Genomic DNA, 15,192 nt, shown 5'->3' on the forward strand with positions numbered 1-15,192 from the left:
CATCTCGCAATCGTCTGACGCGCGATGGCATCGGCCAACCAACGGCCTGAAACGCATTAGATTCGAAAGCTTCACATGCTCTGAGGTGCGCAGGCCAAGGGCGGGAGCCTCGAAGGACGGGGGCGGGTGATGAGAGCTGTGGCGCCACCCATGACCGGGAGAGACGCGGTGGCCGTCCTCGTCCTTCGAGGCCCCTGCGGGGCACCTCAGGATGAGGGCGGAGGGAGGTCGCGGCTCGTGTCACCGGAAGGTCCTCCAGCGTGCCAATGGCCAGACTCTGCGCCGTACCGTTCAGCCGTCCAGACCTATTTAACTCGCTCAGCCCGGCCTAACCCCTTTTGGCGATTTGACTCCGACCTACATCCTGCCAATCTGCACCAATACGTTGGAACCAAGGGGAGGTTCTTGTCTTGGATGCAGCATACCCTGGGCGTGAAGCAAGCGTTCACGATATTCTGGAACTGGCATCGCATTACCGAACCGCTGCGATTTTGCTTGGGGAATGTTCTCCCCGGGGCAAACCGCTGTCGCACACTCCGCGCCGGTTTCTGGCTCTCCACTCGATCGAGCTCCATCTGAATGCGTTTCTGCTCGCCAAAGGGCATGAACCCAATAAGATTCGCGGCCTTTACCACGACATTGGCGAGCGCTCGCGATGGGCGAAGGATTCCGGCTTGATCTTCCGAAAGCGAACGGAGGCACACTTGGCGGAGCTCAAAAGGGAATATCTCGTCACAAGATACGATCCGGCCGCCACGCTGTCGCAGGTGAACCGGGTGATGGCAACGCTCGAAGAGTTGTCGCAGAAGGTGAGGAGGGTCATCGACGTGGATCAGTCGAACAAGGGGAAAACGGCCGGTCCAAATCTGTGAGCATCGGCGGTTCGTGCGATTATCCCTTGATGAAACCGGGCGTTTCCAACGCTTGAAGCGAACGGCGCAAGTGCATCACCCATTACCGGAAGAGACGCCGATGACCGCCCTCGTCCTTCGAGGCCCTGCGGGGCACCTCAGGATGAGGGCGGAGCAAGGTCGCGGCTTTCAAACCTTGCCAGCAGACGGGCCGCTATCACTCTGTGGCCAAGTAATCGGTGGCCTCAGATCGGCTCGAAGGTCTAACCTCGTCGAGCGAGTTTTTCGTTGTTAATGGGCGACTTGGGAAGCTGCCGACATTAATTCCTGGGAATTCGGTGCCTTGAATGTCTGGAGCCCAGGGTCCAGAACTTCAGTGAAGCTCCAGCGTACGATGCCCTCCCGGTCGATGAGGAACTGACCAACAAGCTGACCGTGGTCGGCAGCCATCATCTGCTGATCGGCTTCCGTAATCTGATATCCTTCCTTCTCGTTGATAAATTCGTCCATTGCCATCACGCTCATAGGCTCGGGCAACTCGCCCGGAAGATCGATCCGTATCGCCATGACCGTGTCGATCCCGACCTCGCGTAAGCCGAAGGCTTGGTGCGAAGCCCGCACCGGGTCGGAAGCAGCAAGAAGATCGGCTATCGGATGGTAACGGAAATAGAGCCGCGCGCGTTCGACCGGGGTGTTTACCACCGCCAGGGATTGGACGCCTTTCTCACGCAGCATCGGGTTGAGATATGCCATGGCCGCGACATGGCGCCGGCAGAACGGACAATGCAGGCCTCGAAACAAACCGATCAACAATGGGCTGCGGCCATGAAAATCATCGAGTGCGATCTTCCCCTCGTGTGAGATCGCATCAAACACAACGTTCGGGACCCGGTCGCCCGGTTGTAGCGGATGGTCGACATAGGGCGTAGACATGGAGAACCTCCTCGCTCGGGGATCAGTCGAGAAAAGGCGCCACGTGAACTGCTTCGAGGTCGAGATTGAGCGTTCAAGGCCTGACCTCTCGTCTCACCGCGCCGCCAGGATCCGATCTAAGGATGATCTCACATTGGCCCACGGGCAAGCGGTAAACAGCAAATCGTGAATTGAAAGAGTCCGTTTTCTGCAAACTCTGATTTTTTTAGCGGCCGTAGAAGCCGACACAAAAATGAGCTGGGGAAGCCGCTATCGCAAAGTCTCAGCTTCTGATCGGTTCTTTGCCGCTCGAGAGCGAGTTCGAGGGGCCAGTCTTGCCGGCCCCTTATCCCTTGTCAGATATCGCTTGCAGCACTCGCCCAGAGGTCGGCCGCTTCGGCTGCCGTCATGCGCCGCACGTCGGCCTCATGGCTGCGGCTGGCGAAGAGTTCGCTGGCCATGATCTGTTCGGCAAGATCGGCCGGCAGGGAGAGGATGACGCGGCCTTCGCCATTGTGCAGCCCGCCGAGTTCGGTGCGCTTGCCGGTCACCATGCCGCCGGCGACCGTATTGTTGGTCTCGGGATCGATCAGGATGAATGAGCCGGAAAGACGGTTCTGCTCATAGGGATCGAAGATTGCCGCTTCGTCGAAGACGAGCCGGACTTTGCCGATGGCGTTCATGTAGAGCCGCTGGGCGGCGTTCCAGCTGCCGGTCTTCAATTCGAGCTGGCTGAGCGGCTGCACCTGGACGCGCTGGCGGCGGCTGCCGCTCTTCAGCCAGTAGCGTTTGCCGGGCTCGATGCCCTCAGGCTGCAGGGCGACGATCTGCGCGTCGAAGGCAAGGCCGACCTGCGGCTGGGCGTCGATCGAGACGATCATGTCGCCGCGCGCCACGTCGACCTGGCGGTCGAGCACCAGCGTGATTGCGTCGCCGGCGACGGCGGCGTTGCGAACGAGATCGAAGGTGACGATCTTGGAAACATTGGCGACCATGCCGGACGGCAGGATCATGACGCTGTCGCCCGGTTTGACCGAGCCGCCGGCAACCGTGCCCTGATAGCCGCGGAAGCTTTCGCCCGGACGCGAGACGCGCTGGACGGACAAGCGGAAGCCGACCGTCTGCGACGAGCGGACGGTGGCAAGCTCCAGCGTCTCGACCAGCGTCGGGCCGTTATACCAGGGCATGGCGCCCTGGCCGCGATAGACGACGTTTTCGCCCTTCAGCGCCGACATCGGAATGGCGGTGATCTGCTTGACGCCGAGCGACAGGGCGAATTCCCGGAACTCGTGGCTGACCTTGTCGAAGCCGGCGCGATCGTAGCCCGTCAGGTCGATCTTGTTGACGGCGAGCACGAACTGCTTGATCCCCAGCAGCGACGCGATCGTCGCATGCCGGCGCGTTTGCTCGAGAATGCCGAAGCGGGCATCGACCAGCAGGATGGCGAGATCGGCGGTTGAGGCGCCGGTCGCCATGTTGCGGGTATATTGCTCGTGACCGGGCGTGTCGGCGACGATGAAGGAACGCTTGTCAGTCGAGAAATAGCGATAGGCGACATCGATGGTGATGCCCTGTTCGCGCTCAGCCTGCAGGCCGTCGAGCAAGAGCGCGAAATCGGGCAGGCCGAGATCGTTTTGCTTGCCGGTGGAATCGCGCTGCAGGGTGGCGGCCTGGTCTTCCTTGACCGCCTTGGTGTCCCAGAGCAGGCGGCCGATCAGAGTCGACTTGCCGTCATCGACGCTGCCGCAGGTGATCAGGCGCAGCGGGCGCGAGTCGCGGAGCGCCTTCTGCGGCTCGGCGGCGGGGCTGGCGACGGTTGCGGCCGAGACGGCGGTTTGGGCTGCGGTCATCTCAGAAATATCCTTCACGCTTCTTTTTTTCCATGGAGCCGGACTGGTCGCGATCGATGGCGCGGCCCTGGCGTTCGGACACAGTTGCAATTTCGAGTTCGGCAATCACCTCTTCGAGGGTGGTGGCCTGTGAGCGGATGGCGCCGGTCAGCGGGAAGTCGCCGAGGGTGCGGAAGCGGATCATGCCTTCCTGGCGGACTTCGCCGGGCAGCAGCTCGAGGCGCGGATCCTCAGCCAGGATCATCATGCCGTCGCGCTCCACGAACGGCCGCTTCTTGGCGTAATAGAGCGGCACCAGCGGAATGTCCTCAGCCTGGATGTAGCGCCAGATATCGACTTCGGTCCAGTTCGACAGCGGGAAGGCGCGTACGCTCTCGCCCTTGCGGATCATGCCGTTATAGACGTTCCAGAGTTCCGGCCGCTGGTTGCGCGGATCCCAGCGATGATCGGGCGTGCGGAAGGAATAAATCCGCTCCTTGGCGCGGCTGGCCTCCTCGTCGCGCCGTGCGCCACCGAAAGCGGCATCGAACTGGCCGGCATCGAGCGCCTGGCGCAGGCCCTCGGTCTTCATGATGTCGGTGAAAGCGGCCGAACCATGGGTGAAGGGCGTGATGTTTTCGGCCGCACCGCGCGGGTTGATGTGCTCGATCAGATCGAGATCGTACTTCTTCGCGGTCTCGTCGCGGAAGGCGATCATCTCGCGGAATTTCCAGCCGGTGTTCACATGCAGCAGCGGGAAAGGCACGCGGCCGGGATAGAAGGCCTTGCGCGCCAGGTGCAGCAGCACCGAGGAATCCTTGCCGATCGAATAGAGCATGACGGGACGCTCGAATTCGGCCGCAACCTCACGGAAGATATGGATGGATTCGTTTTCCAGCGCTTTCAGATGCGGGTCGAGCGGCGCCTTGGCGCTCTGCGGATTGCTGAGTTCCGTATCCGGACGGCTATCGGGCATGTCTTACTCCAGGCTATCGGTCGTTTGCGGCTCACCGCAAAACTTGATGTTGGCTTTCCCCGGAAATATTGGCTTTCCCAAGGCTGCGGCGGTCGCCGCGCCCTGATTGGGAAGGCCATGGGGTGATTTATTGTGCGGCGATTGCAGCGGCCTCTTCGGCGACATGCAGGCCGCATTCGCGCGTCTCGTCCTGCTCCCACCACCAGCGGCCGGCGCGTTCCGGCTCGCCGGGCTTGATCGCCCGCGTGCAGGGCTCGCAGCCGATCGAGGGATAACCGCGCTGGTGCAGCGGATTGACCGGCACGCCGTTTGCGGAAACGAAGGCGTTGATCGCCGCGAGATCCCAATCGGCAAGCGGATTGACCTTCAACAGGTGCCGTTCGGCGTCATATTCGGCAAAGGGCGTTTCGGCGCGGTTGGCCGACTGGCCGCGGCGCAGGCCGGTGATCCAGATGGCAGCACCGTCGAGTGCGCGGGCAAGCGGCTTCAGCTTGCGCACGCCGCAACAGGCATGCCGGGCTTCGACGCTCTCGTAGAACCCGTTGAGGCCGTATTGCGCCGCATAGGCGTCGATGTCAGCCTTTTCCGGTTCGAAGCGCTTGATCTGGATGTCGTACTGGCTTTCGGTCTCTTCGATCAGCGCCAGCGTTTCGGCAAACAGCCGGCCGGTCTGCAGCGTCGCGACATCGATCGGCAGGCGGTGCGTGCCGATCTCGGCGGTGATCACCTGGTCTTCGATGCCGAGCGACGTCGTGAACACCACGCGGCCGCCAAGGCCTGACACCAGCGACAGACGTCCGGCAAGGTCGAGGCCTGCCAGCCTGTCGTTCAGCGCCCGAGCTTCGGCGATCGGCCCTTCTTCCGCAATCAGATTGATAGCAGTCATGAGAATCCTGTCCTTTGTTGACGGGAGTATCGCAGTTCACACAAGGATCGGACAGAAAAAGGGATTTCGAAAGCTGCGGCCGGAGGAGCAAATATCTCTCCGAAGCTGCCGCAACGCAAAAAAACAGCCGCCCGAGGACAAAAATCCCCGCGAACAGCTGGTATGTCTATAAAAATAGTAGAGTTACACGCGGCCTGTCAATCCGAAATCTGAAGTGATGCCGAAAAAGATGCGCGGCACCCGGTTTAGGCGTAGATTACAAGTTGTTGGCCGAGGGCGAAAAACAAGGCCAAAAATGCTTATTCCTCAAGGCTTTCTCCGGCGCGTTCAAATTCCGTTCATGCTGGTTGTGTCATAGAGGCGAAAGTACTTCCGTAGCGGTGCGAAGTTTCGTGCCGCCTGTGTGTGTCGATGGTCTGAGATGATTACGCAAAAGGCGAAATATGCGTTGCGGGCGCTGACGGCTCTGGCTGATGCCGATGCCGACGAACCGGTGATGATTTCCGATATCGCGGCGCAGCAGAAGATCCCGAAGAAGTTCCTCGAACAGATCCTGCTCGACCTGAAACATCACGGCATCGTTGTCAGCCGCCGCGGCAAGCAGGGCGGTTATCTCCTGCTCAAACCTGCCCACACCATCACCTTCGGCGAGGTCCTGCGCATCGTCGACGGACCGATCGCGCCGCTGCCCTGTCTGTCGATCACCGCCTACCGCCGTTGCGATGATTGCGACGGCGAGCAGAACTGCCAGATCCGCCACGTCTTCGCCAAGGTGGCCGACGCCACCCGCAAGGTGCTGTTCTCGACGACCATCGCCGATGCCGTCGCCCCAAAACACAGCGCCGAAGTCACCCGGCTGCTGGCCTGAGCATCGCGCATCTTTCTTCAAGATTTGGTGAGATCCCTTTTCTTCCACCCGGCATGCTCCACCTGCCTGCCCAGACGGGTAGGGAGGATACGATGTTTAGAATTTCAGCACGGCGAGTATTGGCTGCGGCCATGCTCTCGGCCGTTTTCGCCACAGGTGCCGCCGCCCATCACGGCTGGTCGTGGGCCGAGGCGGACCAGATCGAGCTTGCCGGCACCATAGAGAAGATCTCGATGGGCGGGCCGCATCCGACCCTTAATGTCGCAACCGCCGATGACGGCGTCAGGCTGGTCGAACTCGGCAATCCGCGCCAGACGGAACGCTCGGGCTTCGTCGAAGGCGTCGCCAAGCCAGGCGACAAGGTGGTGGCGCTCGGAAACCGGTCGCAGGATCCGAAGGAAAAGCGGATGAAGGCGGTGCGCCTCACCATCGGTGAGAAGCGCTACGATATCTATCCCGACCGCATCCGGACGAACTGACCCGAGCGAACCGAGCCGTGATCGACATTCTCGAATGGCTGTCAGCCACCGCGCCCGCGGTCGCACTCAGGCGCTCCGGAACACTCTACATGTTCGTCAACGCGGCCCATATCCTGGCGATCGGCCTTCTCGTCGGCACCATCCTGCCGCTCGATCTGAGGCTCGCCGGCGTCTTCCGCAAGGTGCCGGTGGAGATCCTCGCCCCGTTTCTCTCCCGCGCCGCCGGCGTCGGCCTTGCCGCGGCGGTTGTGACCGGTTTCTGCCTATTCACAGTGCGGGCGGTCGAATATGCCGCCAATCCCGCCTTCCTCGCCAAGCTTGGCCTGATCGCCCTCGGCCTTCTCAACCTGGCGATCGTGCATTTCGGGGGAGGGTGGAAAACGGCGGTGTCGACCGGCATCGTCCGTCCCGGCCTGCGCTTCTCCGCCGCCTTGTCGGCCACGGTCTGGATCGCTGCCGTGCTCGCCGGCCGGTGGATCGGGTTTCTCTGAGGCGATCGCTGACGATTGTCTCAGCCGCGGCGCCTATGAATTGCGCCGAGGGAAGGGAGTTGAACAGAACACGATGATCCGTCATATTGCATTGCAATTGCAACGCATGAGGCAGGTCATGAAAACGGCATCGCTCCCGTCCCTTCGCGTGGATCCCGAATTGCGCGCTGCCGCCGAAAGTGTTCTGAAAGAAGGCGAGAGCTTGTCGTCGCTGATGGAGGACTCTCTTCGCCGCCAGATCGATTACAGAAAGACCCAGGCGGAGTTCATCGCACGAGGTCTGGCCGGCTTGGCGGACGCTGAGCGGACCGGTGTGTTTTACACAACGGCCGACATTCAGGAGTTGATGCGCAAAAAGCTTGAAAAGGCGAAAGCCCGCAAAGCCGCACCGCAGCAATGACCTTCGAGCTGAAGTACACCCAGACCTTCTATGAGGATCTCGACCGGCTCGCCGATTTTCTCATCGACCGTGATCCTGATCTGGCCGAGCGCGCCCTCAACGCCATCCATAAAGCTCTGCTGATACTTGAGGAGTTCCCGCTTATGGCCAGACGCGCCTCTGCGGATGATCCCTTGCTGCGCGAGCTCGTCGTTCCCTTCGGTTCGGCCGGATATGTCATTCTTTTCAAAGTGGTGAGCGAAACGAGCGTCATCGTCCTCGCCGTCCGTCACCAGCGCGAAGAAGATTACCACTGATTATCTGTCGCTGACCGCCCAGCGCGGATTGATCCAGGGTTCCTGGTTCGAGCGCGCCAGCGGCTGTTTGCCGAGGATATGGTCGGCGGCCTTCTCGCCGGTCATGATCGATGGCCCGTTCAGGTTGCCGTAGGTGACATGCGGGAAGATCGAGCTGTCGGCGACGCGCAAAGCCTCGACGCCGATCACCCGCGTTTGCGGATCGACCACCGCCAGCGGATCGTCCTTGGCGCCCATCTTGCAGGTGCCGCAGGGGTGATAGGCGCTTTCCAGATGTTCGCGCAGGAAGGCGTCGATCTGCTCGTCGCTCTGGACGCCTTCGCCCGGCTGGATCTCCGGCCCGCGATAGTCGTTGAAGGCGCTCTGGCCGAAGATCTCGCGGGTGAGGCGCACGCAGTGGCGGAATTTCTCCCAGTCCTCGGCATGGCTCATATAGTTGAAGCGCAGCACCGGATCGGCCTTGGGATCGGCGGAGCGTAGGCTGACGCTGCCGCGCGATTTCGACAGGTTGTAGCCGACATGCACCTGGAAGCCGTGGCTTTTGGCCGCCGCTTTGCCGTCATAGCTGATCGCCACCGGCAGGAAGTGATACTGGATGTCGGGCTGCTTCAGCCCCGGTGCCGAGCGCAGGAAGGCGCAGGCCTCGAATTGGTTGGAGGCGCCGAGCCCGCCGCGCGAAAGCAGCCATTGGGCGCCGGCCACGCCCTGCCAGAACCATGGCAGCCAGGAATAGAGCGAGACAGGCTTGGTGCTGACCTGCTGGAAGTAGAATTCCATGTGGTCCTGCAGATTGGCGCCGACACCCGGCCGGTCGGCCTTCACCGCAATGCCCATATCCTGCAGATGCTGGCCGGGGCCGATGCCCGATAGCATCAGCAGCTTCGGCGAATTGAAGGAGGAGGCCGATACGATCACCTCGCGGTTGGCCTTCACCACCTCGACCCTGCCGCCGCGTTCGATCTCGACGCCGGTGGCCCGCCCGTCCTCGATCACGATCTTGCGCGCCAGGCCATAGACGATCCCGACATTGTCCCGCTTCAGCGCCGGTTTCAGATAGGCATTGGCGGCAGACCAGCGGCGGCCGGAGAAGATGGTCTGCTCCATCAGACCGAAGCCTTCCTGCTTGCTGCCGTTATAATCTTCCGTCGTCTCGAAGCCGGCCTGTTTGCCTGCCTCGACGAAGGCTTGGAAGAGCGGATTGGTGAAACCGCCGCGCTGCACATGCAGCGGTCCGTCCGTGCCGCGCCAGCCCTCTTCGCCGCCATGCGAATGTTCCATCCGCTTGAAATAGGGAAGCACGTCGGCATAGGCCCAGCCGCTGGCGCCGAGCTCTTCCCAGCGGTTGAAGTCCTCGGCATGGCCGCGCACATAGACCATGCCGTTGATCGAGGAGGAGCCGCCGATTACCTTGCCGCGCGGCGCGGTGATGCGCCGGTTGTTGAGGTTTGCCTCCGGCTCGGAAAGATAACCCCAGTTATACCTCTTCATGCTCATCGGCCAGGCAAGCGCTGCCGGCATCTGGATGAACGGCCCGAAATCGCTGCCGCCGGCCTCGATGACGAGGACGCTGTTTTTGCCGTCCTCCGACAGGCGATAGGCGAGGGCGGAACCGGCCGAGCCCGAGCCGATGATGACGAAATCTGCTTGCATCTACTTGTTCCCTCGAGCCGCCATCATTCGGCTGCTTCTTGTTTTTCCCGGAGCCCTGCCCCTCATCCGCCTGCCGGCACCTTCTCCCCGTGAACGGGGCGAAGGGACATGCCGCACCGGCTTCCCCAACCTCGACGCTGCGTTTGGCACGTCCCCTCTCCCCGCGAGCGGGGGTCCGGAGGACGGGTCGAGACGAGTGGCTCGACCCCGTTAGGGTGAGGGGCAAAGGGCAGGGCAGATGTGTTTCAATTCAATAAGGCGCCGCCACCGGCCCCATGCCGACATAGACCGTCTTCAGCTCGGAATAATGCTCCAGCGCCGCCAGCGAATTCTCGCGGCCGAAGCCGGATTGTTTCGAGCCGCCGAAGGGGATTTCCACCGGGCAGAGATTGTAGGTGTTGATCCACAGCGTGCCGGCTTCCAGCCGGTCGACGACGCGGTGGGCGCGGGTGAGGTCGGCGGTGAAGACGCCGCCGGACAGGCCGAATTCGCTGGCATTGGCGCGCGCGATCACCTCGTCCTCGGCGTCGAAATCGAGCACCGACATCACAGGCCCGAAGATCTCCTCGCGGGCGATGGTCATGTCATCGGTGACGTCGGCAAACACCGTCGGCTGCACATAATAACCTTCACCGGAGACGTTGTTCGGAATGCCGCCGCCGGCAATCAGCGTTGCGCCCTCGGCCTTGCCCTTCTCGATGTAGGAGATCACCTTCTCGCGCTGCGCCCAGGAGACCATCGGCCCCACCTGCGTCGCCTCATCAAGCGGATCGCCGATCAGCATCGCCTCGGTGCGGACCTTCAGCCGCTTCAGGAACTCGGCCTTAACAGTCTTCTGCACGAAGACGCGCGTGCCGTTCGAGCAGACCTGGCCGGTCGAATAGAAATTGCCGAGCATCGCCCCGCCGACCGCCGAATCGAGATCGGCATCGTCGAAGACGATGAGCGGCGACTTGCCGCCGAGTTCCATCGTCACGTGCTTGAGGTTGCCGGCTGCAGCGGCGGCAACCCTGCGGCCCGTCGGCACCGAGCCGGTCAGCGACACCTTGGCGACATCGGCATGGTTGACGAGCAGCGGCCCGGTGTCGCGGTCGCCCTGGATCACATTGAAGAGCCCCTTCGGCAGCCCTGCCTCATAAAGGATCTCGGCGATCTTCAATGCGCCGAGCGGCGTGTTTTCGGAGGGCTTGAACACCATGGCGTTGCCGCAGATCAGCGCGGGCGCGGCTTTCCAGCAGGTGATCTGCTGCGGATAGTTCCAGGCGCCGATGCCGACGCAGACGCCGAGCGGCACCCGCTTGGTATAGGCAAAATCCTGGCCGAGCGGGATATGCGACCCGTTGAGCCCGGCCGGCGCAATGCCGCCGAAGAATTCGAAGGCATCCGCACCCGAGGTCGGGTCGGCGACGATGGTCTCCTGGATCGGCTTGCCGGTATCGAGCGTTTCCAGTTCGGAAAGCGCCCGGTTCCTCTCGCGCATGATCTCGGCGGCCCGTTTCAGGATGCGCCCGCGCGCCATCGGGCTCATCGCCGCCCATTCCGGCTGGGCGCGTTTGGCCGCCGCAATCGCCTTTTCGACGATGGCAGGCGTTGCCGCATGCAGCCGGGCGATCACCTCGCCGGTCGCCGGATAAAGGCTCTCGATGACGGTGCCGTCGGTATCCTCGACATATTCGCCGTCGATGAAGTGCGAGGCTTTCGGCTGGGCTTTCATGTCATTTGTCCTTGGGGGAGGTGGTGGAAAGAAGTGCGTTCAGATAATCTTCCGTCAGCGCGATCGAGGCTTCGATGCCGATCGGCGCGGATTTCAGACTTTGCCTGATATAGAGCCCGTCGATCATCGCCGCTGCGCCCTCGGCGATGCGTTCTGCGGCGTCAGCGGGCAGCAATGCCTTGAGATTGGCCAGCAGATTGGAGCGCAGCCGCCGGGCATAGATCACCAGGAAACGCCGCGTCTCCTCCGAGCGCTGCGCTTCGGCGTAGAAGGCGAGCCAGGCGGCGATCGTCTCCGGCGCGAACTGGTCGGCGTGGAAGCTGACGCGGATGACGGCCGAAAGTCGCGCCCGCGGCGTCCTGGCGGCCTTAAGGGCTGCCACGGTATCGCTGCGCAGCTGCCGCAGAAGCGAGCGGATCGTCTCGATCAGCAATTGCTCCTTGCTGCCGAAATAATGATGCGCAAGGGCTGGCGACACGCCGGCCTGGCGGGCGATGTCGGACATGGTGACGGCAAGCGAGCCGTGATCACCGATCACCCGCAGCGCCGCATCGACAAGCGCCTTGCGGCGCACTGGCTCCATTCCGACCTTCGGCAAACCGCCAACTCCCATGAAATCTGCAGCAGGTTATTTTTGATTGACTAATCAATCAACAAAAATCTTTCTCGATTTGGCCTGTTGCGGCTCTTTCCCTGAAAAATTGCTGCAACATATTCCGAATCTGAGGAGGTGCATCATGGCCGATGTCTTCAACGAAACGACGACATCCCAGCTACGGTCGAAATGGAGCTGGTTCGTCGGCCTCGGTGTGTTGCTGCTGGTCTGCGGTCTGATCGCGCTCGGCAATCTGATGCTCGCCACCGTCGTCTCGGTCTATTATGTCGGCATGCTGATGCTGCTCGGCGGCGTGACCTATCTCGTCCATGCCTTCCAGGTGCGCGGCTGGGATCACGTGCTGTTCTGGGTGCTGAGCTGCCTGCTCTACCTGCTCGCCGGCATCTGCGCCTTCATCAATCCGATCCTCACCTCGGTGGCGTTGACGCTGTTTCTCTCGCTCGCCCTTGTCATCGCCGGCGTCTTCCGCACCTGGGTCGGCAGGCGCATGAAGCCCGCAAAGGGCTGGCGCTGGATCGTCGCAAGCGGCGTCATCACCGCGCTTGCCGGTTTCGTCATTGCCCTCGGCTGGCCGGTCAACAGCTTGTGGATCCTCGGCCTGTTCCTGGCCGCCGATCTCATCATCCAGGGCTCGACGATGATCGCCTTCGGCCTCGGTATCCGCAGTGGGCCTGTGGAAAGCGGTGCCTCAGCACCGCTGTCCGATCGTTCTTTTTGACAAGGGGGTGAGAGGGGATTAGACTTTAGGGGTATGTGCGATCGCCGCAAATGGTCATGCGTCCCCCAAAGGCAGGGTTCTGCCTGAATAAAAAAGGGAGGAAGTTCATGCCGATGGTCACCGTTTCCATCTCTCCGCAACAGGCAGCGGGCATCCGCGCCGCCGTCGACAATGGCGGTTATGCCTCGAGCAGCGAGGTCGTCCGCGAGGCGCTGCGCCTCTGGGACACCGCGCGCAAGCTCAACGAATTCAAGGCCGATGTCCTCGACGACGAGATCTCTCCGTCCGGTGGCAGATGCGTCGGCGACATGTTCGCCGATCACGAGGCGGAGCGCCGTCGCACCGCCTGAACGAGCAAGCTGACCAAGCAAGCGCCTGATTGCATTGGAGGATTTAAATAAACGCGGAACGCGTGGCGATCCCTTGCGTGTTTCACAAAACTTTCACATTGGCGAAAGGGTTCATTGATCCTTCTGCGGCAAGTTCCGGACGAAAAAGAACAAGTCACAGTGGAGATCGGCCCACATGAAGACTGGAACGTCTGCGGCTGCCGCCGTCGAGCCCGGCGTCCTGCGCCGCTACGCCAGCGATCAGATCGTCACGCTGGCCAAGCTCGTAGTCGAGAACGCCTTCCAGCCGATCGTCGAGGCCGGCACCGGCACGGTTTTCGGTTACGAAGCGCTGATGCGCGGCCAGGAACGCATCGGCTACGACACGCCCCTCGAAATCCTCGACGAGGCCCATCAGGCCGGCCAGCTGCTGCAGCTCGAACAGATGCTGGCGGGCCGGGCGCTCGCCAAATTCGCCACGCTGTCGAATTTCTCCACCGCGACCTTGTTCCTCAATCTCGATGTCCGGATGATCCCGCATGGCGAACGCCTGGTCGAGAACCTGCTGCAGCATCTGCGCAAGGCCGATATTCCGCCATCCTCCGTCTGTTTCGAATTCTCCGAGCGGTTCGACAACACCAGCGTGCCGGAATTTGCCGGCCTGGTTTCGAAGCTGCGCAAGGCCGGCTTCAAGCTGGCGATCGACGATTTCGGCGTCGGCCATGGCGAGATGAAGCTGCTTTGCGATTATGCCGTCGATTACCTCAAGATCGACCGGCATTTCGTCGCCGAGATCGACCGCAGCCCGCGCAAGCGCCATCTGTTGAAGAGCATCGTCAACATCGCCCATGTGCTCGGCACCCGCGTCATCGCCGAAGGCATCGAGACCGAGGCCGAATTCATCGCCTGCCGCGAATATGGCGTCGACCTCGTCCAGGGCTGGTTCGTCTCCCGCCCGACGACTGATATATCCGAGCTGGCGCCGTCCTTCCCGCATCTGCAGGAGCTCGGCAAAGGCAAGCGGGGCAGCCAGTCGCTCGACGAAATCCTCATCCGCAAACAGATCGAACTGCTGCCGACGGTTTACGAGAACGACAGCATCGACAGCGTTTTCGAACTCTTCCGCCGCAACCCGCGCCAGGCTTTCTTTCCCGTCCTCAACGCCAATGACGAGCCGCGCGGCATCATCCACGAGCATCATCTCAAAGAATATATCTACCAGCCCTTCGGCCGCGATCTCTTAAAGAACAAGATGTATGAGCGCTCCATCTCGCATTTCGTCGAGATGGCGCCGATCGTCGGCCTCGACAGCGATGCCGAGCAGCTGATGGCGATCTTTGCCAATATGGAAGGCAGCAACTGCCTGATCCTGACCGACAATATGCGTTATGCCGGCGTCGTCTCCGCCGCCTCGCTGATCAAGGTCATCAACGAGAAGCAGCTGAAGACCGCCCAGGACCAGAACCCGCTGACCGGCCTGCCGGGCAATCGCGCCATCCGCGATTTCATGCGCCTGTCCGGCCGCGACGGCGATGAGGTCCGCCATTTCTGCTATTGCGATTTCGACAATTTCAAGCCGTTCAACGATGCCTACGGCTTCCATCTCGGCGACCACGCAATCTCGCTGTTTGCCGCGCTGATGCGCCGTTATTTCTTCGCCGAGCGCCATTTCCTCGGCCATGTCGGCGGCGACGATTTCTTCATCGGCGTCGTCGGCTGGACCAAGGAAGAGCTGACGGAAATTCTCGACCGGCTGATCGGCGATTTCCATGACGACGTGCTCGATCTCTATTCCGACGAGCACCGCGCCGCCGGCCGCATCCTCGGCCACGACCGCGCCGGCGCCGAAGCCCTGTTCCCGCTGATGCGCTGCTCGATCGGCGTCATCGAACTGCCGGAAGGCCTTGTCATCGACGATATCAGCCGCGTCAGCGCCGAGATCGCCGTCATCAAGTCGGCCGCCAAGGAGAGCGACGAAGGCCTGGTCTTTCATCTGCTGCAGCCCAGCGCGTCTTTCCAGAGCGGTTCTGCACTTCCATCAAAAGCTGAACCGCTCTAGACGCGCAAAGGAGGCAGTCGCACTGATGCCGTGGGCGAGGCGAATTGACGCCCTTGCCACATCAAGCCTTCCCAAGCCTCCGGGGCTGATTTATTCCGGTTGCTTCGGATCAGGGAGG

16 protein-coding genes are annotated in these 15,192 nt (G+C 61.8%); 9 read left to right on the forward strand and 7 right to left on the reverse strand.

The annotated features are described in order from the left end of the window. The first annotated feature begins 410 nt into the window (after positions 1-410). On the forward strand, positions 411-872 hold the full coding sequence (locus tag CO667_RS27835) for a hypothetical protein (RefSeq protein WP_097621461.1): 462 nt from the start codon (positions 411-413) through the stop codon (positions 870-872). 270 nt (positions 873-1,142) lie between these two features. Here CO667_RS27835 and CO667_RS27840 read toward each other — a convergent pair whose 3' ends face one another. The 4 genes from CO667_RS27840 to CO667_RS27855 form a co-directional block, all read right to left on the reverse strand. Continuing rightward, positions 1,143-1,784, reverse strand: coding sequence for a peroxiredoxin-like family protein (locus CO667_RS27840; RefSeq protein ID WP_097621463.1), 642 nt, complete (start codon positions 1,782-1,784; stop codon positions 1,143-1,145). Positions 1,785-2,119: 335 nt separating this feature from the next. Then, a complete protein-coding gene (gene cysN, locus CO667_RS27845; RefSeq protein ID WP_097621465.1) occupies positions 2,120-3,613 on the reverse strand; it encodes a sulfate adenylyltransferase subunit CysN in 1,494 nt (497 codons plus the stop codon). A 1-nt stretch (position 3,614) separates the two neighbouring features. Beyond that, entirely contained in the window at positions 3,615-4,568 is a 954-nt protein-coding gene (gene cysD / locus CO667_RS27850) for a sulfate adenylyltransferase subunit CysD (RefSeq protein ID WP_012556948.1), read from the reverse strand. Between the two features lie 127 nt (positions 4,569-4,695). Continuing rightward, positions 4,696-5,454, reverse strand: a complete 759-nt coding sequence (locus tag CO667_RS27855) for a phosphoadenylyl-sulfate reductase (protein ID WP_097621467.1) — start codon at positions 5,452-5,454, stop codon at positions 4,696-4,698. A gap of 421 nt (positions 5,455-5,875) precedes the next feature. On the opposite strand from CO667_RS27855, the gene CO667_RS27860 reads away from it, so the two are divergent. The 5 genes from CO667_RS27860 to CO667_RS27880 all read left to right on the forward strand — a co-directional run bounded on the left by CO667_RS27860 (position 5,876) and on the right by CO667_RS27880 (position 7,988). After that, positions 5,876-6,322 carry an Rrf2 family transcriptional regulator gene (locus tag CO667_RS27860; RefSeq protein ID WP_097621468.1) on the forward strand — a complete coding sequence of 149 codons (447 nt, stop codon included), beginning with the start codon at positions 5,876-5,878 and terminating at the stop codon, positions 6,320-6,322. 92 nt (positions 6,323-6,414) lie between these two features. Next, complete coding sequence (locus CO667_RS27865) at positions 6,415-6,801, forward strand: DUF6152 family protein (protein ID WP_097621470.1); 387 nt, start codon at positions 6,415-6,417, stop codon at positions 6,799-6,801. Positions 6,802-6,818: 17 nt separating this feature from the next. Beyond that, on the forward strand, positions 6,819-7,292 hold the full coding sequence (locus tag CO667_RS27870; RefSeq protein ID WP_097621472.1) for a DUF6644 family protein: 474 nt from the start codon (positions 6,819-6,821) through the stop codon (positions 7,290-7,292). Positions 7,293-7,410: 118 nt separating this feature from the next. Then, positions 7,411-7,692 (forward strand): YlcI/YnfO family protein, encoded by a 282-nt coding sequence (locus CO667_RS27875; protein WP_097621557.1) that lies wholly within the window; start codon positions 7,411-7,413, stop codon positions 7,690-7,692. Then, the gene (locus CO667_RS27880; protein WP_097621474.1) at positions 7,689-7,988 is read left to right on the forward strand and encodes a type II toxin-antitoxin system RelE/ParE family toxin; all 300 of its coding nucleotides are present in this window, start codon (positions 7,689-7,691) and stop codon (positions 7,986-7,988) included. The genes CO667_RS27875 and CO667_RS27880 overlap by 4 nt, the downstream gene beginning before the upstream one ends. Here the strand turns inward: CO667_RS27880 and betA are convergent, their stop codons facing one another. The 3 genes from betA to betI form a co-directional block, all read right to left on the reverse strand. Further along, entirely contained in the window at positions 7,989-9,638 is a 1,650-nt protein-coding gene (betA, locus tag CO667_RS27885; RefSeq protein ID WP_097621476.1) for a choline dehydrogenase, read from the reverse strand. 250 nt (positions 9,639-9,888) lie between these two features. Beyond that, positions 9,889-11,352 carry a betaine-aldehyde dehydrogenase gene (gene betB / locus CO667_RS27890; RefSeq protein ID WP_097621478.1) on the reverse strand — a complete coding sequence of 488 codons (1,464 nt, stop codon included), beginning with the start codon at positions 11,350-11,352 and terminating at the stop codon, positions 9,889-9,891. A 1-nt stretch (position 11,353) separates the two neighbouring features. Continuing rightward, a complete protein-coding gene (gene betI / locus CO667_RS27895) occupies positions 11,354-11,935 on the reverse strand; it encodes a transcriptional regulator BetI (RefSeq protein WP_179874232.1) in 582 nt (193 codons plus the stop codon). Between the two features lie 154 nt (positions 11,936-12,089). Here betI and CO667_RS27900 point away from each other — a divergent pair, with 154 nt between their 5' ends. The 3 genes from CO667_RS27900 (at position 12,090) to CO667_RS27910 (ending at position 15,074) form a co-directional block, all read left to right on the forward strand. Further along, entirely contained in the window at positions 12,090-12,686 is a 597-nt protein-coding gene (locus CO667_RS27900; RefSeq protein WP_097621482.1) for an HdeD family acid-resistance protein, read from the forward strand. 107 nt (positions 12,687-12,793) lie between these two features. Further along, a complete protein-coding gene (locus CO667_RS27905) occupies positions 12,794-13,036 on the forward strand; it encodes a type II toxin-antitoxin system ParD family antitoxin (protein WP_097621484.1) in 243 nt (80 codons plus the stop codon). A 175-nt stretch (positions 13,037-13,211) separates the two neighbouring features. Beyond that, positions 13,212-15,074, forward strand: a complete 1,863-nt coding sequence (locus tag CO667_RS27910; RefSeq protein WP_097621486.1) for an EAL domain-containing protein — start codon at positions 13,212-13,214, stop codon at positions 15,072-15,074. The last annotated feature ends 118 nt before the right edge of the window (positions 15,075-15,192 follow it).

It is taken from the genome of Rhizobium sp. L43 (assembly GCF_002531725.1).
In the GTDB taxonomy this organism is placed as follows: domain Bacteria; phylum Pseudomonadota; class Alphaproteobacteria; order Rhizobiales; family Rhizobiaceae; genus Rhizobium.